Annotated in this window: 18 protein-coding genes; 12 read left to right on the forward strand and 6 right to left on the reverse strand. The window is 60.9% G+C overall.

Annotation, left to right across the window (positions count from 1 at the left end; genetic code table 11):
* Positions 1 to 63 precede the first annotated feature (63 nt).
* Positions 64 to 969: a LysR family transcriptional regulator gene (locus QTL94_RS26805; protein ID WP_065693278.1), complete on the forward strand. Its 906-nt coding sequence runs from the start codon at positions 64 to 66 to the stop codon at positions 967 to 969.
* 19 nt (positions 970 to 988) lie between these two features.
* Here the strand turns inward: QTL94_RS26805 and QTL94_RS26810 are convergent, their stop codons facing one another.
* Positions 989 to 1,237: a CBU_0592 family membrane protein gene (locus QTL94_RS26810; protein ID WP_065693277.1), complete on the reverse strand. Its 249-nt coding sequence runs from the start codon at positions 1,235 to 1,237 to the stop codon at positions 989 to 991.
* A gap of 252 nt (positions 1,238 to 1,489) precedes the next feature.
* On the opposite strand from QTL94_RS26810, the gene QTL94_RS26815 reads away from it, so the two are divergent.
* From QTL94_RS26815 to QTL94_RS26835, 5 genes are read left to right on the forward strand one after another with little or no spacing between them, the layout of a single operon-like run.
* A complete protein-coding gene (locus QTL94_RS26815) occupies positions 1,490 to 3,058 on the forward strand; it encodes an ABC transporter substrate-binding protein (RefSeq protein ID WP_289803653.1) in 1,569 nt (522 codons plus the stop codon).
* Positions 3,058 to 4,005, forward strand: coding sequence for an ABC transporter permease (locus QTL94_RS26820; RefSeq protein ID WP_065693276.1), 948 nt, complete (start codon positions 3,058 to 3,060; stop codon positions 4,003 to 4,005). Before QTL94_RS26815 ends, QTL94_RS26820 begins: the two co-directional genes overlap by 1 nt.
* Positions 4,002 to 4,829: an ABC transporter permease gene (locus QTL94_RS26825; RefSeq protein ID WP_502944195.1), complete on the forward strand. Its 828-nt coding sequence runs from the start codon at positions 4,002 to 4,004 to the stop codon at positions 4,827 to 4,829. The genes QTL94_RS26820 and QTL94_RS26825 overlap by 4 nt, the downstream gene beginning before the upstream one ends.
* The gene (locus QTL94_RS26830) at positions 4,826 to 6,439 is read left to right on the forward strand and encodes an ABC transporter ATP-binding protein (RefSeq protein WP_289803654.1); all 1,614 of its coding nucleotides are present in this window, start codon (positions 4,826 to 4,828) and stop codon (positions 6,437 to 6,439) included. The genes QTL94_RS26825 and QTL94_RS26830 overlap by 4 nt, the downstream gene beginning before the upstream one ends.
* Positions 6,440 to 6,469: 30 nt before the next feature.
* Positions 6,470 to 8,476 (forward strand): CocE/NonD family hydrolase, encoded by a 2,007-nt coding sequence (locus QTL94_RS26835; RefSeq protein WP_289803655.1) that lies wholly within the window; start codon positions 6,470 to 6,472, stop codon positions 8,474 to 8,476.
* A gap of 91 nt (positions 8,477 to 8,567) precedes the next feature.
* On the opposite strand, the gene QTL94_RS26840 is transcribed toward QTL94_RS26835, so the two are convergent.
* Complete coding sequence (locus tag QTL94_RS26840; protein WP_289803656.1) at positions 8,568 to 9,554, reverse strand: LacI family DNA-binding transcriptional regulator; 987 nt, start codon at positions 9,552 to 9,554, stop codon at positions 8,568 to 8,570.
* A gap of 19 nt (positions 9,555 to 9,573) precedes the next feature.
* On the reverse strand, positions 9,574 to 10,590 hold the full coding sequence (locus tag QTL94_RS26845) for a Gfo/Idh/MocA family protein (RefSeq protein WP_289803657.1): 1,017 nt from the start codon (positions 10,588 to 10,590) through the stop codon (positions 9,574 to 9,576).
* Between the two features lie 193 nt (positions 10,591 to 10,783).
* Between QTL94_RS26845 and QTL94_RS26850 the strand changes: the two genes are divergently transcribed.
* The 6 genes from QTL94_RS26850 to QTL94_RS26875 all read left to right on the forward strand — a co-directional run bounded on the left by QTL94_RS26850 (position 10,784) and on the right by QTL94_RS26875 (position 16,731).
* Entirely contained in the window at positions 10,784 to 12,076 is a 1,293-nt protein-coding gene (locus QTL94_RS26850) for an ABC transporter substrate-binding protein (RefSeq protein WP_289803888.1), read from the forward strand.
* Positions 12,077 to 12,160: 84 nt separating this feature from the next.
* Positions 12,161 to 13,042: a carbohydrate ABC transporter permease gene (locus QTL94_RS26855; RefSeq protein WP_289803658.1), complete on the forward strand. Its 882-nt coding sequence runs from the start codon at positions 12,161 to 12,163 to the stop codon at positions 13,040 to 13,042.
* A gap of 3 nt (positions 13,043 to 13,045) precedes the next feature.
* Positions 13,046 to 13,957, forward strand: coding sequence for a carbohydrate ABC transporter permease (locus tag QTL94_RS26860; protein ID WP_289803659.1), 912 nt, complete (start codon positions 13,046 to 13,048; stop codon positions 13,955 to 13,957).
* A gap of 31 nt (positions 13,958 to 13,988) precedes the next feature.
* A complete protein-coding gene (locus tag QTL94_RS26865; RefSeq protein ID WP_289803660.1) occupies positions 13,989 to 15,071 on the forward strand; it encodes an ABC transporter ATP-binding protein in 1,083 nt (360 codons plus the stop codon).
* A gap of 14 nt (positions 15,072 to 15,085) precedes the next feature.
* The gene (locus QTL94_RS26870) at positions 15,086 to 15,832 is read left to right on the forward strand and encodes a ThuA domain-containing protein (RefSeq protein ID WP_289803661.1); all 747 of its coding nucleotides are present in this window, start codon (positions 15,086 to 15,088) and stop codon (positions 15,830 to 15,832) included.
* Positions 15,833 to 16,026: 194 nt separating this feature from the next.
* Positions 16,027 to 16,731, forward strand: coding sequence for a YoaK family protein (locus tag QTL94_RS26875; protein ID WP_289803662.1), 705 nt, complete (start codon positions 16,027 to 16,029; stop codon positions 16,729 to 16,731).
* 21 nt (positions 16,732 to 16,752) lie between these two features.
* On the opposite strand, the gene QTL94_RS26880 is transcribed toward QTL94_RS26875, so the two are convergent.
* From QTL94_RS26880 to QTL94_RS26890, 3 genes are read right to left on the reverse strand one after another with little or no spacing between them, the layout of a single operon-like run.
* Positions 16,753 to 18,699 (reverse strand): MacB family efflux pump subunit, encoded by a 1,947-nt coding sequence (locus QTL94_RS26880; RefSeq protein ID WP_289803663.1) that lies wholly within the window; start codon positions 18,697 to 18,699, stop codon positions 16,753 to 16,755.
* Between the two features lie 3 nt (positions 18,700 to 18,702).
* The gene (locus QTL94_RS26885; RefSeq protein WP_289803664.1) at positions 18,703 to 19,917 is read right to left on the reverse strand and encodes an efflux RND transporter periplasmic adaptor subunit; all 1,215 of its coding nucleotides are present in this window, start codon (positions 19,915 to 19,917) and stop codon (positions 18,703 to 18,705) included.
* A 25-nt stretch (positions 19,918 to 19,942) separates the two neighbouring features.
* Complete coding sequence (locus QTL94_RS26890) at positions 19,943 to 21,439, reverse strand: efflux transporter outer membrane subunit (RefSeq protein ID WP_289803665.1); 1,497 nt, start codon at positions 21,437 to 21,439, stop codon at positions 19,943 to 19,945.
* Positions 21,440 to 21,449: the final 10 nt, after the last annotated feature.

Here is a 21,449-nt window from a genome sequence, read left to right on the forward strand (position 1 = left end):
GGAAAACATTGTGTTGCTGGGAGTGTCGTGCTAGCTGCCACGCCATCTCAATTGAGGAAGATCATGACTGCCGGGCGCACCTCCATGCCGCCGTTGAACGCACTTGTCGTATTTGATCGTGCCGCCCGTCTCGGAAGCTTTTCCCGCGCGGGTCACGAAATGGGCCTGACGCAAAGCGCCGTCAGCAGACAGATCGGCAAGCTCGAGGCTTTTATCGGCTCCAAGCTCTTTGCCCGCTTGCCGTCGGGCGTGCAGCTGACCGCGATCGGTGAAAGCTATGCTGCCGACGTCAGCCGGCTCCTTGGCGAACTGAGCTCCGTGACCGACGGACTTCGCGCTTGGTCAGGGCCACGTCAGATCACCATCGCCTGCTCGCGCGGCATTGCGGACCAATGGTTTTTCTGGCGGTTGGCGCAGCTGAAGAAGGACCTGCCGGGCATCGAGGTCCGGTTGCGGGTCACGGACGATGTCGCACACCTGCGCCTCGACGAATTCGACCTGGCGCTGTTTTATCGCAAGGAACGGCCGATCGGCGTCAATCTGACGGTGCTGGCGCGCGAAGAGATCGTGCCCGTTTCCGCGCCCGGAACGCCCAATATCATGGATATCGATGCGCCGTTGCTGATCTCTATCGAAGATAGCATGCGCGAATGGCAGGGATGGTCCGACTGGTGGCAGGATGCGCAATTGAAGCCCCCCGCGAATGCGCTGGAGTGGCGTCTTGGCGACTATGGCCTGTGCGCGGCGGCCGCGGCACAGGGGCTGGGCATCACCCTTGGCTGGACGTGGCTGATCCGCGAACAGCTCGAAAATGGCACGCTTGTTCCTGTTCACAGCCACCTGATGCGATCCGACGCCTACTTCTACCTGATGCGTCCGGCGGATCGTCATCAGCGCAAGATCGTCCGAGAGGTGTCTGAGTGGTTGGTGGCAAGCAATGGCGGTAGCTACGATGACTTGGAATCATAGGTATCCACCGCCAGAGTGTTTAGCGGCTGGCGCGCCCGACGCGGAAACGCACGTATCCGATGACGGTGAAGATCAGCCAGGCGACCTGCGTTACCAGCGATCCGAGATTGAAGTTGCAGGATAGCGAATAGATCAGGCAAATTCCGCCAAGAACGTTGAGCAGTGTTGTTCTGCTGTCCTCGACAGTTAGAATGCGAAGCTGCAGCAGCGCATAGGCCGTAAGATAGAAGACAGCGCCGATAAGGCCGACGATATCCGGCAGACTCATTTGATCCTCCAGGATCGGTACGATGCAGAAAACGAACAGGTTTTTGCGAACGGAAGGTCATTTTTCGACCGTTCGGCGAGTGCTCCTTTATCCCGGCTGAGAGAAAAACCAATGCTCGCAAATGGCATGACCATATGACTAAAAGTCATACCGGAGAGGCGTTTTGCTGGTCTGGTCATGCTGGCTGATGTGCGCTAGGCCAAGCGCATAAATTTCGATGGCGGAAATGCCGTGAATGAAGGGAACGACGAAATGTCCGACAACAAAACCAGATTTGAATTGACGCGCCGCCGCTTCATGGCCGGGACTGCAGGGCTTGGCATGGCGACGGCCGGTGGGCTGTTCGGCGTACCGGCTTTTGCTGCCGCCGAGGAGAAGCCAAAAAAGGGCGGCGTCCTCAAGCTTGGCATTGGCGGCGGCAGCACCACGGACAATTTCGATCCCCGCATTCTGAAGGATTGGGTGCCGGTCAACCAGGCCTACATGGTCATGAACGGCCTTGTCGAAATCGACGCCAACAACAACGCCATTCCAGAGCTTTTCGAGAGCTGGGAAACCAAGCCGGGCGCGACCGAATGGACCTTCAAGGTTCGCCAGGGCGTCACGTTCCACAACGGCAAGGCGCTGACAGCGGACGATATCATCTACTCGCTTAACCTGCATCGGGGCGAAACGACGTCTGCAGCCCGTTCCACGGCAGCTCAGCTCGCGGATGTCGTCAAGGTGTCCGACAGCGAAGTGAAGATCGTGCTGACGAGCGGCAACGCCGACCTGCCGTATATCCTTTCCGACTACCACTTCCTCGTCGTGCCGGACGGCTGGACCGACTTCAACAAGCCGGTCGGCACGGGTCCATTTGTCTACGACACTTATCAGCCGGGCGTGCGTGCGCGCTTCAAGCGCAACGAGAACTACTGGAAGCCGAATGCGGCTTGGGTCGACGCGGTCGAAGTCATCGTCATCAACGACATTTCCGCCCGCACGAACGCGATGATGTCTGGCCAGGTGCACGCGATCAACCAGCTTGATTTCAAGACTGTCGATCTCCTGAAGCGCAACCCGAACCTCAATATCGTGCAGTCGGCGGGCGGCCAGCATTTCACGTTCCTGATGGATTGCACGCAGGCTCCCTTCACCGACAACAACATTCGCCTTGCGATCAAGCATGCGATCGATCGCGAGCAGCTCTTGAAGACGGCGCTGCGCGGTTATGGCCGCATCGGCAACGACCATCCGATCCCGAGCACCGATCCCTTCTACGCAGCCGACCTGCCGCAGCGCCCCTACGATCCGGAGAAGGCGAAGTTCTATCTGAAACAGGCTGGCCTTGATAATCTCAAGCTGTCGCTGTCCGCCTCCGACGCTGCCTTTTCGGGTGCAGTCGATGCGGCAGCAATCTTCCGCACCAGTGCTGCAAAGAGCGGTATCGACGTATCGATCAAGCGCGAGCCTGCCGACGGCTACTGGGACAATGTCTGGATGAAGGCGCCGTTCTGCATGTCTTACTGGGGCGGACGTCCGACGGCCGACCAGATGCTGACGATCGCTTACTCCTCCACGTCCGCCCAGAACGACACGCATTGGAAGAACGAGTCCTTCGACGCCAAGCTGCTCGAAGCGCGCGCTTTGCTCGACAAGGCCAAGCGTAAGGAAATCTACGCCGAACTCCAGGCATTGATCTCCAATGAAGGCGGCGCGATGATCCCGATGTTCGGTGACTATCTCGACGCGACGTCGAAGAAGCTGAAGGGCGTGACAACGCATCCCATGTTCAATTTCATGGGCGCACGCCTCGCAGAAAAGGTCTGGCTGGAATCCTAATGACTCTTCTTATCCTCAGGCGGATCGCCCTCGGGATCCTGACCCTTCTCTTGGTATCGGCGTTGATTTTCGCCGGTACCCAGTTGCTCCCCGGCGACGTCGCCTCGGCGATCCTTGGCCAGAATGCCACGCCTGAATCGCTTGCCGTATTGCGTGAACAGCTTGGTCTCGATCAACCGATCCTGCAACGTTACATCACCTGGCTGACTGGCTTCGTCACCGGTGACCTCGGCAATTCGCTCGCCAATCAGCAGCCGGTTGCCGACCTCCTCTGGCCGCGTTTCTATAACACGATGGCTCTTGCCGCATTCGCGGCGGTGATCAGCGTGCCGGTGGCGATCATCCTCGGCCTGATCAGTGCCGTCAAACGCGGCAGCCTTTTCGATCGCGTGGTCAATATCCTGGCATTGGCCTTCGTGTCGCTGCCGGAATACTTCCTCGGCCTGTTGCTGATCCTGTTTCTTTCGATCCGCTTCAATTTCCTCCCAAGTCTTGCCGACACCTATGACGGCATGACCTTCCTCGAGTGGATCCAGGCAACGGCTCTACCGGCCCTCACGCTGGTGCTCGTGACCGTCGCGCAGATGATGCGGATGACCCGCACGGCCGTTCTGTCGGTCATGGATCAGGCCTATATCGAGACGGCTTATCTCAAGGGGCTGCGCACCAAGCGCGTCGTCACGCGTCACGCCTTGCCGAACGCGGCCGCCCCGATCGTCAACGTGGTCGCCTTCAACATCGCATACCTCATCACCGGCGTCGTGCTGGTCGAAGCGGTCTTTAATTACAACGGATTGGGTCGCTTCATGGTTGACGCTGTCTCCAAGCGCGACCTGCCGCTGGTGCAGGCTGCAGCCATGGTATTCGGAGCGGCCTACGTGGTTCTCAACATCATTGCCGATGTCGCTGCCATCGCGCTCAATCCGCGCCTGAGGCATCCCCGATGAGCAATATCCGCAAGTCCATTCCCGTAACGGCCTGGATCGGCCTTACGATCGTTGCCGTGAACCTGATCTTCTTTGCTTTCGGTCCGATGATTGCGCCCTACGGGCAGGAACAGATCGTGGGCGCGCCGTTCGACCCGCCGTCCGCCGATTTCTGGTTCGGCCTCGACCAGAACGGTCGTGACATGGTGTCTCGATTGCTGTTCGGGGCACAGATGTCGATCGGCGTTTCGCTGTCGGCCTCGCTGTTGTCCTTCGCGATCGGTGTGCCGCTCGGCTTTCTTGCTGCCATCTTCGGCGGCTGGATCGATACGGTCCTCTCGCGCATCGTCGATACCGTCATGTGCATTCCTGTGCTGATCTCCGCGCTCGTTGTCCTGCAGGCGCTCGGCTCGTCGCTGCCGGTCCTGATCATCACCATTGCATTGCTTGATTCCACGCGCGTCTTCCGTCTGGCACGTATCGTCGCGCAGGGCGTCAATGTGCTCGAATATGCCGAAACCGCTCGGCTGCGCGGCGAAGGGCTTGGCTGGCTCATCCGCAAGGAAATCCTGCCGAACACCCTGCCGCCGCTGATTGCCGAGTTCGGCTTGCGCTTTTGCTTCACCTTCCTCTTCGTGGCCGGCCTGTCCTTCCTTGGACTCGGTATCCAGCCGCCGTTTGCGGACTGGGGCGGCATGGTGAAGGACAACCAGCAGGCCATTCTGTACGGCCTCTACGCACCACTTTTCCCGGCAGGCGCGATTGCGATCCTGACGGTGGGCGTCAACCTCGTCGTGGATTGGCTTCTCGCCAGCCGCACCGCCATGCAGGGAGCCGACAGATGAGCGACGACACGATCCTTTCCATTCGCGGTCTGGTCGTCAAAGCGCCGAACGGTGCGACGCTGGTCGACCATATCGACCTCAACCTCGCCCGTGGCGAGGTGCTCGGCCTGATCGGCGAGTCCGGTGCCGGCAAGTCGACGATCGGCCTGGCGGCGATGGGCTACGGTCGCGGCGGCTGCCGCATCGCGGACGGGCGTATCATCATCGGCGAGGTGTCGATGATGGATGGCACGCGTGCGACGCGTGAAGCGGCGCGCGGTGCGCGCATCGCCTACGTCGCGCAGAGTGCGGCCGCCTCCTTCAATCCGGCCAAGCGGATTGGCCAGCAGATCATGGAAGGGCCGCTCTACCACGGCCTGATGAACCGCGCTCAGGCGCAGATCTGGATGCTGGAGCTTCTGACGGCGCTCCAGCTGCCGGAGCCGGAAACCTTCGCGAACCGCTATCCGCACCAGGTCTCCGGTGGTCAGCTGCAGCGTGCCATGGTCGCTATGGCGATGTCCTGCCGCCCCGACATTCTGGTGCTTGACGAGCCGACGACGGCGCTTGATGTGACGACGCAGATCGAGGTTCTTGCGCTGCTTCGCGAGCTGATCCAGCGCTACAATACCGCTGCACTCTACATCACCCACGATTTGGCCGTGGTCGCCCAGATCGCCGATCGCATCATGGTGCTGCGTCACGGTAAAAAGGTCGAACTCGGCACCGCCGAGGAGGTCCTGGAAGCGCCGAAGGAAGACTATACGCGCAAGCTGGTGGCGGAGCGCGAAGCGAGCATTGTCGGCGATCGTTCGGTGCATGAGGCCGGCCCGCTTCTTCTCGAAGTGAAAAATGCCGTTGCCTATTATGGCAAGAAGCAGGTTCTGGCCGACGTTTCCTGCCAGATCCGGCGCGGTGAGACCTTGGCTGTGGTCGGTGAATCCGGATCGGGGAAGTCGACGCTTGCCCGCGTCATCGCCGGGCTGCCTCCGCACTCCTCGGGAATGATCAGTCTCGACGGTCACCGGCTGGCGGCGAGCTACCGCAGCCGCTCGCGCGAGGAACTTCGCCGCATCCAGCTTGTCTACCAGCTGCCTGATGTCGCGCTCAATCCGAGGCAGACCGTTGCCGAGATCATCGGTCGCCCGATGACGTTCTACTTCGGCATGACCGAAGAGCAGCGAAACACCGAGGTGGCGCGGTTGCTCGACCTGATCGGGCTTCCGGGAGATTTCGGCCAGCGGTTACCGGGCGCGCTTTCGGGCGGTCAGAAGCAGCGCGTCTGCATTGCGCGCGCGCTTGCGGCGAAGCCGGACCTCATTATCTGCGATGAGGTGACGTCTGCGCTCGATCCGCTGGTGGCCGAGGAAATCCTGAAGTTGCTGCGCAAGCTCCAGGACGAGCTCAAGGTCTCCTATCTCTTCATCACCCACGATCTCGGCGTCGTTAAGCGCCTCGCGGACCGCACGATGGTGATGCAGCACGGCAAGGTGGTGGAAGAAGGCACGACCGCCGACATCTTCAAGCCGCCTTATGCGCCTTATACCGAGCAGTTGATCAGTTCCGTTCCGGAGCTGCGGCGCGACTGGCTCGACGACGTCCTGAAGTCACGCGGCCAGACGGCCGCCTGACACGCTCTCCCATATACCCGGAAAAGAATGATGACCGTGACGATCGAAGAACACATCTGGATCACGATGAGCGACGGCGTGCGCCTTGGCGCCCGCCTCTGGTTGCCCGACGGAGCGCAAGGCGCGCCGGTTCCCGCGGTTCTGGAATATATTCCATACCGCAAGCGCGACGGAACACGCGGCCGCGACGAACCGATGCACGGCTATTTCGCAGAAAACGGCTATGCCGCGATCCGCGTAGACATGCGGGGAACGGGTGAGTCCGACGGCCACATGGCCGACGAATATCTCAAGCAGGAGCAGGATGACGCGCTCGAGGTGATCGCATGGATCGCCGCGCAGCCATGGTGCGATGGCAATGTCGGAATGATGGGCAAGAGCTGGGGCGGCTTCAACGGCCTGCAGGTCGCGGCCCGTCGTCCGCCTGCCCTGAAGGCGATCATCACTGCCTATTCGACGGATAATCGCTTCACCGACGATATCCACTACATGGGCGGCCTGCTGCTCAACGATAATCTCTGGTGGGGCACCATCATGCTCGCCTACCAGAGCCGACCGCTCGACCCCGAGATCGTGGGCGAGGAATGGCGCGCTCGCTGGATCGAGCGCCTTGAAAAGCTGCCGTTCTTCCCGGCCCTTTGGCTCGAGCATCAGCGCTACGACGACTACTGGAAGCATGGTTCGGTCTGCGAGGACTGGTCGGCGATCGAGTGCCCGGTGCTGGCGGTCGGCGCCTGGGCAGACAGCTACACGAATGCCGTGCCCCGTCTGCTTGAGAACCTGCAGGTTCCGCGGCGCGGCATCATCGGCCCTTGGGGCCATGTCTATCCGCAGGACGGCGCACCGGGCCCCGCCATCGGCTTCCTGCAGGAAGCCGTACGCTGGTGGGATCACTGGCTGAAGGGCAAGGACCGCGGCATCATGAACGAGCCCATGCTGCGCGCCTATATCAACGACACCGTCGAGCCAAACGGTTCGCGCGACACGACCGCCGGACGTTGGGTCGGCGAGGAGAGCTGGCCGTCGAAGACGATCAAGAGCCGCTCGTACACGCTCGGTGCCGATCATTCGCTCGGCGAACAGGCGACTTCGCCTGTCACGCTCAAAGTTTCCTCTCCGCAGAGCCACGGCAAGGCGGGCGGCGAGTGGATGGCCACCGGCTGCCCCGGCGAACATCCGACCGATCAGCGCCTGGATGACGGCGGCGCTATCGTTTTCGACAGCGCTGTATTGGACGCGGCGGTCGACATTCTCGGCGCGCCGGTCGCACGCCTGAAGTTCTCGGTCGATCAGCCGGTTGCTCAGGTCAATCTGCGGCTCTCCGATGTGCTGCCAGATGGCCGGGTTACGCGTGTCAGCTACCAGGTCTTCAACCTGAACCACCGCAACGGCCACGATGTGCCGGCGGCTCTGGTCCCGGGCGAAGTCTACGAGATCGCGATCAAGCTCAATGACTGCGGCTACCGCTTCGAGAAGGGTCACCGTATCCGCCTCTCGATCGCAACGGGTTACTGGCCGATGGTCTGGCCGTCGCCGGCAGCCGTCACCCTGTCCGTCGTGGCTGGCGAAAGTGCGCTGGAACTTCCGATCCGGCCGGCCGACCAGACGGAAAAAGCCGTGGCTTTCGAAGCGCCGGCACACGGACCGTTCACCCCGATCACGCAGCTCGATCCAGGCAGCGTTCGGCGCTGGACGACGCAGGACCACGTGACTGGCGAAACCACCTATGTGACGGAAGGCATCGGCGGCCTGTTCGGCGAAGGCATCTTGCGCTTCGACGATATCGGCACCCAGCTTAGCCACAGCCTGAAGCGCGAGTTGACGATCCGCGACGACGATCCGCTGTCGGCCCGTTATGTCCTGACCCAGACCTACGAGATGGGACGTGAAGGCTGGATGATCACGATCGATAGCAGGACCGAGATGCGCTCGGACGCCACCAACTTCTACATCTCCGGTACTCTGGAGGCGAAGGAGAACGGCAAGTCCGTCACGACGCGCAAGTGGGACCAGACGATCCCGCGCGATTTCCTCTAAACAGGTGTGAGAGGCAGCCCATGGGTTCATGGGCTGCCGCATCGAACTCCCGGCTTTCGCAAAGATCACCAGATAGCGCGTTCTCGCTAGATCAGCACGTCGAGCCCCAACGAACTTTCAGGTCGAGCACAACACGCTCCGGTTCAGGGTCCTGGCTCTGATCGCGCTCGATCAGCCTTACCACTTCGTCGATGAAGCCGGCAGCGTCGAGGGCAATCGTCGTCAGATCAAGGCATTCCCAATCGGCCATCGAGATGCCGTCCTGGCCGACAACCGCGACATCTTCCGGCACTCGCTTGCCAAGGACGCGGGTGGCAGCATCGCGAACGCCGATCGCCATGACGTCGTTGCCGCAGATGACCGTGTCAACTTTTGAACGACGGAGCAGGACGACCGCTTCCTTGAAGCCCGAATCGTAGGAATAGTCACCGTGAGCTTCCGCTTCAAACGCCAACCCATGCGCGCGAAGGGCATCGGCGAACCATTGCTTTCGCTGCTTGTCGATCCAGCTTGATTTGCGGCCGGTAAGGTAGGCGAAGTGCTTTCGCCCATCGGCCACAGCCTTGTCGATGACTTCCCTGACCGCGTTGGAGCCGTCGATGTTGATGTGTGAAGCGTGTTTCCCGGAGAGTGGTTCGGACGAGACGATGATCGGGCGAGCCGATCGGAAAATTTGGATCGCATCGTCATAGGAGACCATGTCGGAAAATACGACCACATGATCGACCTGATAGGCCGAGGCCATGCGCATCAGGTGAGCCTTGTCGTCATAGCCTGAGCAGCACAGGATGATCGGAAGAAGCTCACGCGTCTGGAGACGCTGCACGAGATATTGCAGCTGTTCCGCCTCCGGTGGATTTTGGATGGAGTTGACGACCAGCGCCACGAGACCGGAGCGCTGGCTGTTGAGGGAGCGGGCCAGCGCGTTTGGCTGGTAGTCGTGCTCCTGGGCAATGGACAGAATGCGATTGCGCGTTTCCGCGCTGATGCGTGAGTCCGAGCTGAAGGCGCGAGAAATCGTCGCCGACGAGACGCCGGCGAGCTTTGCGAGTTCCTTGGACGTAATGCGCTTGTTCATCGCAATCCTGACAATCGATTCAGCCGATCTCGGCAACCCTCACCGAGTCTCCCTCGCGTGCCGCGGAAGCCTTGATAGCATCCCATAGACGGGCAAAGCGAAGGCCATTTTCCACGGTCGATGGATTTTCCTCGGTTCCGGCACGGACGGCGAGGAAGGTTTTCAGCGGGTCCGCGCCGTGAGGTGCTTCCGCCACCTCGCGTTGGCCAGGCTTGCCGTCGATGTCGATCTCACGCCATGCCCCCCATGCGTCGATCCGAACGATAGCCTTTTCATAGAACAGCGTCATGTGCGACGCACAGCCCTTGGGGCCTTCGCCGGCGGCCGTGAACGTGACGAGGGCGCCGTTTTCCAGCTTGGCCGAAACCGCGCACGTGATGTCCACGGGCTTGTCGTAATTGTTCATGTAGGCAGACACGCGCTCGAAGTCCGACCCCACCAAGACGCAGATCGTGTTCATCATGTGCGCTCCGGTGTCGAACATGAAGCCGCCGCCGGAAATCTCGGGCACCTGCTTCCAATGTCCTTCATAGTTCGATCGCCAGCTCTCCCAGATCGCGGCCGATACGCTGACCAGCTTGCCGAATTCTCCCGATGCGGCGCGCTTGCGGGTATCGCGGACGAGCTTTGACAGGCCGCCGTTGAAGGCCACAACAACCGTGCTGTCCTTGCTTTTGCGCGCTTCGATCAGCGCCTTGGCCTCGGCAACGGTGGTCACCATCGGCTTTTCCAGGAAGAGGTCGAGACCCATTTCAATGACTGCCAGCGCCTGTTCGCCATGCGAGGCGTGCGGCGTTGAGATGTAGACGGCGTCGAGATCGTCCCGGCAGGTCGCGAGCATCTCGCGATAGTCTTCAAATTGCCGGGGCTGCCTGTTTCCGGCTCTGGCGCAGACGTCGGCAAAGCGTGTGCGCGAGGCAGCGCTTACATCCGCCGCGGCGACGAACTGAACTTCCGGCATCAGCGACCAGCTCTCGGCATATTCGACAGCCTTGTGGCCCGTGCCGATCACGGCCAATCTCAACTTGTTGGGCAATGGTTCCTCCATTTGTGTAAACGGTTACACACAGCCTCAATATCCGATACAGCGGCATTTGCAATTAAAAATGGCTACAATGGCCTATTTACTGGCTTTCAAGATGGCGTATTGACGACTTTGTGCAAACGTGTACATTTGCCGTCGACGATCGAGGAGGTCGTCTTCTGTCATCTCCAGGGAGGAGTGCATGTTGAGGAAGTTTCTCTTGACGGGCATCAGTGCCGCAGCGCTGGCCATGTCGATGTCGTCGGCTTTCGCCGAGACAATTCGAATTGCAGAACATCGCCAGGCACGTATCGATGCGCTCAAAGCCGTCGCGCCGGCGATCGAGAAGAAATACGGCGTAGAGATTGAGATCGTTGAATATCCCGCGCCGGAAAAAGACTACCTCTCCAAGCTTCTGACGGAGCTGCGCGCCGGCAATGCGCCTGACCTCTTCACCGCGCCCGCCAGTCAGGATGTCGCCGACATGGTCGCCGCCGGCTACCTTGCTCCGATCACCGACGAGCTGAAGGCATGGGACGGTTACGGTCAGCTGTTTGACGTCTCGAAGAAGCTGGTCGCGCGTGCGGATGGTGACATGTATGTCCTTCCGGCAATGCTGAAGGTCCAGCAGCTCTATTACCGCAAGGATATCCTGGAAAAGGCCGGCATCTCGACCGCGCAGCCAAAGACATGGGCTGAGCTCATGGATCGTGCCAAGGAGATCAAGGCGAAGACGGGCAACTACGGACTGATGTTCCCGGCTGGTGTCACTTGGGGTGGCGGTTCATTCCAGGAAGGCTTTCAGTACCTGATACTCGGGACATCAACGCCGCAGATCGCAAATGATGACGAGACGCTGAATCTGAAAAATGAAGGCGTGAAGGATGCGTTTGGCTTTTACGCGGATCTCATCAACAACGACCTGATGCCGGTTCAGCCGCTGCTTGGCCCGGAACCGTGGGTGATCCCGAAGTATCAGATGTTCCCCGCCGGTAAGCTGGTCGCTACGACCTGTGGCTCATGGTGCTACATCTATGACTGGGGCGTCGAGTCCAAGAATCCGATCCCCGACGTTACGAATGCTGTCGGCACTTGGGCAATGCCGGGTAAGGACGGTGGCGAGCACGTCGTTGTCGACCTTGAAAGCCCCTGGGGCGTGAACGCCAAGGCGAGCGATCCGGAGCTGGCCAAGAAGGTACTGCTCGAAATCGGCTCTGTTGCCGCAGACGTCGCCTACGCCAAGGGTATCGGCAACATTCCGGCCCGCAAGGATGCGACGAGCGATCCGGAATTCCAGAAGCTTACCGCGCTTGTTCCAATCCTGGGCGCTGTCGAAAACGGCACGTTCCTGAAGACCGCACCTGGCTTCTCTGCCCTGCAGGAAGGTATCGCACGCGCAACAGAGGCGCTCTTGCGCAAGGAAACCGACGCCGCAGGCGCTCAGAAGATCCTCGTGGACTATGTCTCCGAAACCCTCGGCGACGACATGGTGAAGTAAAGCCCGACCTCGCAATTTCCCGGCGGGAGCTGGCTTCGTGCCGTCTCCCGCCGTCAGCACAAGGACGGCTTTTTGATGCGCCCCATGAACCCACATGAAATCCGCACGCAGCGGCAGCTTCTACTCATTCTTCTGCCATCGATGCTGCTGTTGCTGGCTTTCGTCATCTATCCCGCGCTTTACTCGGTCTATCTGAGCTTCACCAACGAAGCGCTGACGGGTGCCGGCGCACTGCGACCTCGCTTCGTAGGTTTCAGGAATTACACGCGCCTTTTCAGCGACGGAAAATTCTGGAACTCGCTTCTTGTCACTTTCATCTTTGTAGTCGGGTCGGCGGTCATCGGACAGTTCGTTCTGGGGCTCGTCTCGGCGATGGCGCTTGGCCGGTCGATCAGGTTCCGAAAGACCTTGGCCTCCATTATTCTGCTTCCGAACGCGGCTCCGGAAGTCGTCGCAGGCTTCATGTGGATTTCTATGTTGGCGGGTGGCGAGAATGCGACGCTAAGCCGGATCGTGGCCTTTTTCGGTGTCGAGCCGGTGGATTGGCTGAACACGTTTCCGCTGACGATGATCATCATCGTGAATACGTGGCGCGGCATTGCGACCGCCATGATCCTTCTGATGGCGGGGCTCAGCACGATCCCCAAGGACGTCTATGAAGCGGCCCGCATGGACGGCGCGACACCCGCGCAGATTTTCCGGCGCATCACGCTGCCGCTGATGTTGCCGACCATCATGCTTTACATGCTCATTTCGGCGGTTTCGACGATCGCGGTATTTGGTTTCGTCTACGCGCTGACGCGCGGCGGGCCGGGCGGCGCGACGGAGCTCGTCAGCATCTACATCTACAACCAGTCCTTCACGGCCTACCAGCTCGGGTACGGCGCTGCCGTGGCTGTCATCGTCCTCCTCATCTCGGTGTTGATCGGTGTCGGCTACGTCAAGGCAATGAAGGTGGAGGTCTGAACCATGGCAGTCATGTCTCCTGCCGAGAAAGCAAACAAGCGCCAGGGCGATCTCATGGCCTATGCGACGCTGTCGATCATTTCGATCTTCTGCGCGCTCCCATTCTTCTGGGTTCTGATTGCGTCCTTCGACGCAAACGCACAGCTCTTCTTGCGTTGGCCGGCCGAGCTGACGTTCAACAACTACACCCGCATCTTCCTCGAGGAAGATGGTGGGCGGTGGTTGATGAATTCGCTGATCATCGTCGTGAGCGCGACGGTGCTGGTCATGATCCTGGCGGGGCTAGGCGGCTACGCGCTATCGCGGACGAACGCCTGGTGGAAGCTGCCGTTTCTCTACGGCATCCTTCTGATCCGGGTGCTGCCGCCAACGGCTCTGATCGTGCCGCTCTACAAGGTTCTGCTGACGATGAACAATGTCGAGGGTGCCGTGCTGCGGCCGATCTTCGGCAGCTACACCCGGTCAATCATGAAGTATACGGGTTTCATCGACGGCTATCTCGGCATCATCCTCGTCCTCGCCACGCTCCAGTTGCCGCTGGCGCTCTGGATCATGAAGACCTTTTTCGATGGTCTGCCGAAGGACTACGAAGAGGCGGCCCTGATGGACGGTGCGACGATGACCCAGCGCATTCGTCGGGTCCTCATTCCGCTTGCCTTGCCGGGATTGGCCGCGTCAGGCCTGTTTTCCTTCATCTTCGCCTGGGGCGACTTCCTCCTCCCCTTGATCCTCATTTCATCACCGGAGCTTCAACCGCTGCCGCTCGGCCTGTTTCGCGCCTTCCTGCGCGTCAACACGGTCGACTACGGTTTCCTTGCCGCCCTGGCATTCATCTACCTCCTGCCTGCCGTCATCGCCTTCAGCTTCGCGCGACGTTTTCTCGTTCAGACGTTCGCCGGCGGCGTGAAGGGCTGACCATCGACGCGATGGAGAAAGAGACACATTCATGATTACGCTCAGAAATGTTCGCAAATACTACGGCGCGCTGGAAGTCATCAAAGGCGTCGACATCACGGTCGAGGACGGCGAGTTCGCGGTCTTCGTCGGACCTTCGGGTTGTGGCAAGTCCACGCTGCTGCGGATGATCGCCGGACTTGAAGGGATCGACGGCGGCGACCTGATCCTGAATGGCCAGCGCATCAACGACGTGCCGCCGGACAAGCGCGGCATCGCCATGGTCTTCCAGAGCTACGCGCTCTATCCGCATATGACCGTGGCCGAGAACATCGGCTTTTCCCTTTCCCTGAAGAAGGTGCCTGCCGCGGAGATCCGCAAGCAGGTGGAGGAAGTCGCCGAGATTCTCCAGCTCAGGGAATATCTCGATCGCCGTCCGGCCGCTCTTAGCGGCGGTCAGCGTCAGCGTGTGGCGATCGGGCGTGCGATCATCAAGAAGCCGTCGCTCATTCTGTTTGACGAGCCGCTGTCAAATCTCGATTCCGCGCTACGCGTCCAGATGCGTGCCGAGCTTCAGCGCCTCCATCGCGAACTCAAGGCAACGGCCGTCTATGTCACGCACGATCAGGTCGAGGCGATGACCATGGCCGACCGGATCGTCGTCCTGAACAAGGGCACAGTTGCCCAGCAAGGGGCGCCGATGAGCCTGTATCATCAGCCTCAAAACGAGTTCGTGGCGACCTTCATCGGATCCCCGAAGATGAACCTGATCCCGACCAAGGCGGCCGCTGGCGACAACGGCGCACTGCGCCTTGAAAGCCCACTAGGCATTTTGCTCGATATCCCCGGCGCCGGCACGAACGGGCCGCGCGGTGATTTGCAGCTCGGGATACGGCCCGAGCATCTGAAGATCGCGCCCGGCGGCCAAGGTCCTTTCTCGCTCGAGGTTGGCATCGTCGAGCGACTGGGGGTCGAAACCTACCTGACGGTCGGCTCGGCCGACCAGCCACTGATCGTCCGCACCGAGGGCGACCTGTCAATCCGCCCGGGCGATCGGGTCTCACTGACGGCGGACCCCGCCGCTTGCCATCTGTTCGATCAATCCGGCCAGGCAATCCGCCCGGTCAATGCATGACAACGAGGAAAGAAATGACGATCAAGGTCACGATCTGGAACGAAGGACGCCACGAGCAGCACGACGAGGCGGTGCAGAAGATTTATCCCGACCGGATGGACGGCGCTATCGCCAAGGGCATCGAGAGCCCGGATTTCGAGATCCGCCGGACCACCATTGATGAGCCCGAGCAGGGCATGCCGGATTCGCTCTTGAACGATACGGACGTGCTGCTCTGGTGGGGGCACGTCGCTCATGAGGAAATCAGTGACAGCCTCGTTGACCGTATCCAGCAGCGAATCCTGAAGGGCATGGGCATCGTCTTCCTGCACTCGGGCCATCATTCGAAGCTGTTCCGGCGCCTGATGGGCACCAATGCAAACCTCTCCTGGCGCGAGTTGCCGGAGGGTGATTTGGAGCGCGTGTGGGTCATCAACCCGTCGCACCCGATCGCGGAGGGCCTGCCGCCTTACTTTGAAGTGGAGGCTTCGGAGATGTACGGCGAGCCCTTCGACATCCCGACGCCGGACGAGTTGATCTTCATTTCCTGGTACTCCGGCGGCGAAGTGTTCCGAAGCGGTTTCACCTTCCAGCGTGGACGCGGGCGCATCTTCTACTTCAGCCCCGGTCACGAGACCTATCCTGTCTACCACAACCCCCACGTCCTGAAGGTTATCAGCAACGGCATTCACTGGGCGAACCAGAAGCACACCAGCGGCCGGATCCTCGAGAACTGGCACCGCAAGGAGCCGCTGCACGAAAAGACGGCACCCAAGGCCTGAGTTCCTCCCCTGGGGGGCTGGGGCAGACTCCAGCCCTGGCCCCTCGCGGGCCTATATCTGGAATGCGGCGCTCACCCAGCGCCGCACTTTCCGCGTCTGCGGATCGGCGCATGGAGGGGAACGGCTTGCATCGCAGCCGCGACCGAGGATAAATCAGTCTTTGTTGCTCCAGACCGTTTTTCATCCGTTGCAAGATGCTGATTCACGAAGGCGAAAACCGAACATCGAGAATAGATCTGCTTCTGGCTGCCGCGCTGTCCTTTGTGGCTGGCGGCGTCAACAGCGCTGGGTACCTCGCCTATGGCTATTTCTCGGCCAACATGACGGGCAACGTCTCGCTGATCTCGGATCACATTTCGATCCAGGAGTTTACGGTTGCCATCGCATTCGTGACCATCGTCACGATGTTTGTTCTCGGCGCGTTCAGCGCTTCTCTCTTCATCGAGCTCGGAAAGCGCCGGAGGCTTTCGAACATCTACGCGCTTACGCTGCTGTCGGAAGCCATTTTTCTCATGGCCGTCGGCATCTATACGGCAAAGCTCGGGTCCTCGGTCAACGGTGCCACCATCGCGGGCCTTCTGAGCTTCACCATGGGTCTGCAGAATGCCGCCTCGACGCGTATTTCCGGCAGCCGGGTTCGCACGACGCATGTCTCCGGAATCGCGACGGATATCGGAGTCGGTCTCGCCCTCATGACAGGCGACGCAAGAGCGCCGGATCGACCGATGGTCGCCCGCCGGCTCGTGTTGCACGTCACAACGCTCCTGTCGTTCCTTCTAGGCGGCGTTGCCGGGTTTCTGGGCTACAGGGCAACCGGCGGCGTCACCTTCTGCGCCTTCTCGTTCATCCTGTTTTCGCTCTGCGCACGGTACCTCACCGTACGCGCGGCCGCATCATAGGCCCGACCACTGGACTGCATGTTAGTCCCGCGCCAACGCAGTAACCGGATCAAGCCGCGAGGCATTGCGCGCAGGCAGAAATCCGAAGACCAGCCCGATCAGGCAAGAGCAGGCCGCCGCCAGGATGATCGCCATCGGCGAATAGACGAGCGTGAAGCCTGCCGCGAAGCTATTGAATAGCATGCCGAAGCCAAGAGCCGTGAGGATGCCCAGTATTCCGCCGAGCAGGCAGACCAGGACGGCCTCGATCAGGAACTGTTGAAGGATATCCTGGCGTCTGGCGCCCACGGCCATGCGAACGCCGATTTCCGACACCCGCTCGGAGACCGATACCAGCATGATGTTCATGACGCCGATCCCGCCGACAACGAGCGAGATCACCGCGATCGCGGAAACCAGCAGCGTCAGCGTGCTCGCCGTGCTGGTGATCGTCTTGCGGATGTCGTCGGTGTTCAGGATGAAGAAGTCTTTCTTCCCGTGGCGCTGCTCCAGAAACCGCGACACCGATGCCTCGGCTACCGAGCTTTCGGCATCGTCGGCGACGCGCACGGTCACGCTCCGTAACGACATGTCGCCGAGGAAGCGGGTCTGCACGCTCGTATACGGCAGATAGACCGAGAGGTTGTCGCTGGAGCCGAATCCGCCCTGTTGGGCGCTGATCACACCTACGATGAGCACGGGAACGGAATCGACCAGCACGACGCTGCCGACGGCATCGGACGCCTTGCCGAAAAGTGCGTCGGCGGTATTGGTGTCGATGACGGCTTCCTGCGTAACGTCACGCACGCTTGCGGCATTGAAGAACCTGCCGGCGACAAGCTTGGAGCCTTTCGCAGTGAAATACTGTTCGCCGACGCCGTTGATCAACGCATTCGCTTCCAGGGAAGAGAAGCGGACGGTTCCTGAGGTCGAGACGGTGGGGGTTACCGCGGCCACGTAAGACAGTTTCGACAGTGCATCAGCATCCGCGACCCGAAGGGTCTTGACGCGCCCGGAGCGGGTATCTCCAAATCCGCTGCCTGGGAAGATCTCAAGCGTGTTGGTGCCCAGGCTGCTGATGTTTTCCAGCACCTTCTTCTGCGATCCTTCGCCAAGCGCCACGACGCAGATCACCGAGGCGATCCCAATGATGATCCCCAGCATCGTCAGAAACGTGCGCATCCGGTGCGCTGCAAGCGCGCGAAACGCCATCGCGGAGGCTTCCGCAAGGCGGCCAAGCGACGCAAATCGTCCACTGCTGCTGGTCGCAGGATTGGCTGCGGGCGGCGGTGGTGATTGCTCGCGCTGTCGGCGGTCGGCCACGATGCGACCGTCTGCGATCTCGATGATCCGCTGGGCGCGCGAGGCGACGGAAAGATCGTGGGTGACAATGATGACTGTTCGTCCGTCGGCATGAAGTTCGCCGAGGATGCGAAGCACTTCTTCGCCACTTTCCCGGTCCAGCGCGCCCGTGGGCTCGTCGGCGAGGATGATGTCGCCGCCATTGACAAGGGCACGTGCGATCGATACCCGCTGCTGCTGCCCGCCGGAAAGCTGGCCCGGCTTGTGATGCAGCCGCGCGCCCATTCCGAGGCGCTCCAGAAGGCCCTTCGCGTGGCCGTGGCGGACCGCGGCCGGTTGACCGGCGTAGATCGCAGGCATCTCGACATTGGCGACAGCGGTCAGATCGGGCAACAGCTGGTAGCGCTGAAAGATGAAGCCCAGGTGCTCGCGCCGCAGTTTGGAAAGCGCGTCGCTCGGAAGTGCACCGGTGACTTGGCCATCGATCGCATAGGTGCCTGTTGTCGGCCGATCCAGGAGACCGAGTATGTTCATCAGCGTCGACTTCCCTGAACCCGACGGGCCGACGATGGCGACCATCTCGCCACGTTCGATTGTCAGGCTCACGTCGTCCAGGACGGTCAGGCTCTCGTCGCCCGAGGGGTAGATGCGGGTAACGCCGCTCAGTTCGATCAGGGGCTGCGCCATGGTTCACATCCCCATCGGTGGCGGCGGTCCGCCCGCATTCGTGGCCGCCTTGGTCGTCACCGCTTCACCAATGACGACCTGCTCTCCCTCGGCAAGGCCGGAGAGCACTTCGACATTGACGCCGTCGCTCTCGCCGACTTCGATCGTGCGCGGCGAAGTCGTGCCATCGGCACCGACCAACTTGATCGTGCTCTTGCCGGATTTCCGATCGGTTGTCACGGCGGCAGCCGGGACGACGAGAACGTCTTTCCGGGATGCCAGGACAATGTGCACCTCGGCTGACATATAGGTCCGGAAATGGCCGTCGGCGTTCGGCACATCGAAGATGCCGTTATAGTAGATGGCGGATGAGGAGGACGAGGATGTCGACGAGCTTCCGCTGCTGCTGGACGACGAACTGATGCTGCTGTCACTGGTGATGGATTCGGGTGCGGGTTCGATGGACTTCAGCACCGCGTCATGGCGTAGGGCAGGCTCGCCGATGATCGAGAAATAGACTGGCTGGCCCGGTGCCACGCGCACCACATCAGCTTCGGAGATCTCCGCGCGCACCGTCATGGTGGACAGCTCGCCGAGGACGACGATGGTGGGCGCCGTCTGGGCGGCGTTGACCGTTTGGCCTTCCTGGTTGACGACGGCCAGGACCGTGCCGTCCATCGGAGCGGTGATCCTGGTGTAGCCGAGGTTGGCCTTTGCCGTTTCGACGGTAACCTCCGCTTCGACGATCTGCGCCTCCAGTGCGGCGATCTGCGCCTGGATTTTCTTCACGGATGCCTCGGCGCTGTCGAGATCGGCCTTTGCACCCGCCCGATTGGCATAGATGTTCTGCTGTCGCGTCAGCGTGATCTTGGCGTTATCGAGGTCGGCTTCCGTTTCCTGGAGCTGTGCCTTGACGTTGGCCAGGGCTGCCTCCGCGGTTTTCAGGTTGTTTTTCTGGGTAGTGGAATCGATCTCGGCAACCAAGCTGCCCTGCTTGATCTCCTCTCCGAGGCGAACGGCAAGGCGCGTGATGCGGCCTGACACCTGTGCGCCGACGGCGACCAGCTTGACGGGCTTGAAGGTGCCCGTTGCAAGAACACTGCGCTCGATATCACCGCGGGCGACTGCCGCCGTCAGCACGTTGCTCGCCTTTGCGGGGGCCTGCCACCAGATGGTGGCGGCGACGGTGCCGACGGCGCAAAGAGCCAGTATGGCGCCCGCTGTCTTCTTCTTGATCATCTTGTCGATCTCATTTGAGGTTGTCCTAGCGCATCGACACGAGATGCGGCGCTTCGCCCTTGTCCCGGACGACTGGCTTGTCGATATCGAGTGCAGCATCCCAGCCACCGCCCAGCGCCTTGTTGAGCGCAATGTAGTAGGTGGCGATATCGACGCGGCCCTGAATGAAGCTCTCTTCGGCGGAGTAGAGCGACCGCTCCGAATCGAGAACGTTCAGGAAGTTGGTTGCGCCCGTTTCGTTGAGCGACCGCGAGAGCTTGGCCGCCTGTCGGTAGCCTGCCACGGAGACGGCAAGCTTGGCGTTCTTCAGGCGCGATTGGTTGAGCCCCACGATTGCGTTCTCGACGTCTTCCATCGCCGATAGAACCGAGGATTGGTAAGCGACGAAATACTGATCGCGCTGTGCCTTCGCGACATCGACTGCAGCCTTCAACTGACCACCCTGAAACAGGGGGATGCTGACGGTCGGCCCGATCGACCAGCCGATCGTGGATTTCTTGGCAAGGTCGCCGATGCTTGTGGCCGAACTCGAGATACTGCCTGTCAGGCTGATCGAGGGATACCGATCCGCTTCTGCCTGACCGATCTTGGCGGTGTATTGCGCGAGCTGGCGCTCGGCTTGTCGCACGTCCGGCCGGTTGAGCAGGATGTCGGCGGGGATGCCGGGCGAAACCTTGGTTGGAGGCGTCGGGATCGGAGCATTTTTCGACATTCTTGCCTCAACGGCGTCGGGGGATTTTCCTGTCAGGATGCCGATGCGGTGGATCGTCTGCGCGTAAGATATGCGATAGGAGGGCACATCGGCTTCGGTCGACGCCGCCTGGGCATCGGCCTTTGCAGCATCGACCCCGGTTGCTTCACCCGCCTCGAACTGCCGGCGCGTGAGAGCGGCCGTCTGGCGCTGGGATTTGGCCGATCGCTCCGCGAGTGCGATAAGGGCCTGATATTCGCGCGCCTGGACGTAGTAGGATGTGATGTCGCCTATCAACGTGACGAGTGTGTCGCGCAGTTCCTCTTCCGAGGCCTGTTCGCTGTAGCGCGCGGCTTCCAATCCCCGCTTGTTGCCGCCGAATAGATCCAGTTCCCAACTTGCATCGAAACCGGCCTGATACTGCGGATAGACCGAGGCTTCGCTGCCCTCGGTCGCCGCGGACCGGTTTCGCGTCGCAGACGATGACGCGGTTGCGGACGGCAGCAGGCTTCCTGCTTGTTCTCGCGTCGTTGCCCGGGCTTGGCGAACTTTGGCCTTTGCCGAGGCCACATCGAGGTTGCCTGCGACAGCCTCGTCGACAAGCTGGTCGAGCAACGGATCGTTGAGCTTCTTCCACCATTGCGAAAGCTCTGGTGGAGCCTCCTGCTTGGTCTTTTTGCTCCAGCTTATCGGCATTGCCAGCGTCGGCTTCCGATAGTCGGGACCAACGACGCAGCCGCTGGCCAAGGACAATGACAGGAAAGCAACTGAAAGCCGTAGCACCTGACCCGTTGTGGGAGCGCGCGAGCGCTCCAACTTGACGTTCTTCATATCGGAATTC

Source organism: Rhizobium sp. S96, from assembly GCF_030382195.1.
GTDB lineage: Bacteria > Pseudomonadota > Alphaproteobacteria > Rhizobiales > Rhizobiaceae > Rhizobium.

Coding starts and splice junctions, on each gene's coding strand:
- QTL94_RS26805 (WP_065693278.1), top strand. CDS start 64: ATGACTGCCGGGCGCACCTCCATGCCGCCGTTGAACGCACTTGTCGTA.
- QTL94_RS26810 (WP_065693277.1), bottom strand. CDS start 1,237: ATGAGTCTGCCGGATATCGTCGGCCTTATCGGCGCTGTCTTCTATCTT.
- QTL94_RS26815 (WP_289803653.1), top strand. CDS start 1,490: ATGTCCGACAACAAAACCAGATTTGAATTGACGCGCCGCCGCTTCATG.
- QTL94_RS26820 (WP_065693276.1), top strand. CDS start 3,058: ATGACTCTTCTTATCCTCAGGCGGATCGCCCTCGGGATCCTGACCCTT.
- QTL94_RS26825 (WP_502944195.1), top strand. CDS start 4,002: ATGAGCAATATCCGCAAGTCCATTCCCGTAACGGCCTGGATCGGCCTT.
- QTL94_RS26830 (WP_289803654.1), top strand. CDS start 4,826: ATGAGCGACGACACGATCCTTTCCATTCGCGGTCTGGTCGTCAAAGCG.
- QTL94_RS26835 (WP_289803655.1), top strand. CDS start 6,470: ATGACCGTGACGATCGAAGAACACATCTGGATCACGATGAGCGACGGC.
- QTL94_RS26840 (WP_289803656.1), bottom strand. CDS start 9,554: ATGAACAAGCGCATTACGTCCAAGGAACTCGCAAAGCTCGCCGGCGTC.
- QTL94_RS26855 (WP_289803658.1), top strand. CDS start 12,161: ATGAACCCACATGAAATCCGCACGCAGCGGCAGCTTCTACTCATTCTT.
- QTL94_RS26860 (WP_289803659.1), top strand. CDS start 13,046: ATGGCAGTCATGTCTCCTGCCGAGAAAGCAAACAAGCGCCAGGGCGAT.
- QTL94_RS26865 (WP_289803660.1), top strand. CDS start 13,989: ATGATTACGCTCAGAAATGTTCGCAAATACTACGGCGCGCTGGAAGTC.
- QTL94_RS26870 (WP_289803661.1), top strand. CDS start 15,086: ATGACGATCAAGGTCACGATCTGGAACGAAGGACGCCACGAGCAGCAC.
- QTL94_RS26875 (WP_289803662.1), top strand. CDS start 16,027: ATGCTGATTCACGAAGGCGAAAACCGAACATCGAGAATAGATCTGCTT.
- QTL94_RS26880 (WP_289803663.1), bottom strand. CDS start 18,699: ATGGCGCAGCCCCTGATCGAACTGAGCGGCGTTACCCGCATCTACCCC.
- QTL94_RS26885 (WP_289803664.1), bottom strand. CDS start 19,917: ATGATCAAGAAGAAGACAGCGGGCGCCATACTGGCTCTTTGCGCCGTC.
- QTL94_RS26890 (WP_289803665.1), bottom strand. CDS start 21,439: ATGAAGAACGTCAAGTTGGAGCGCTCGCGCGCTCCCACAACGGGTCAG.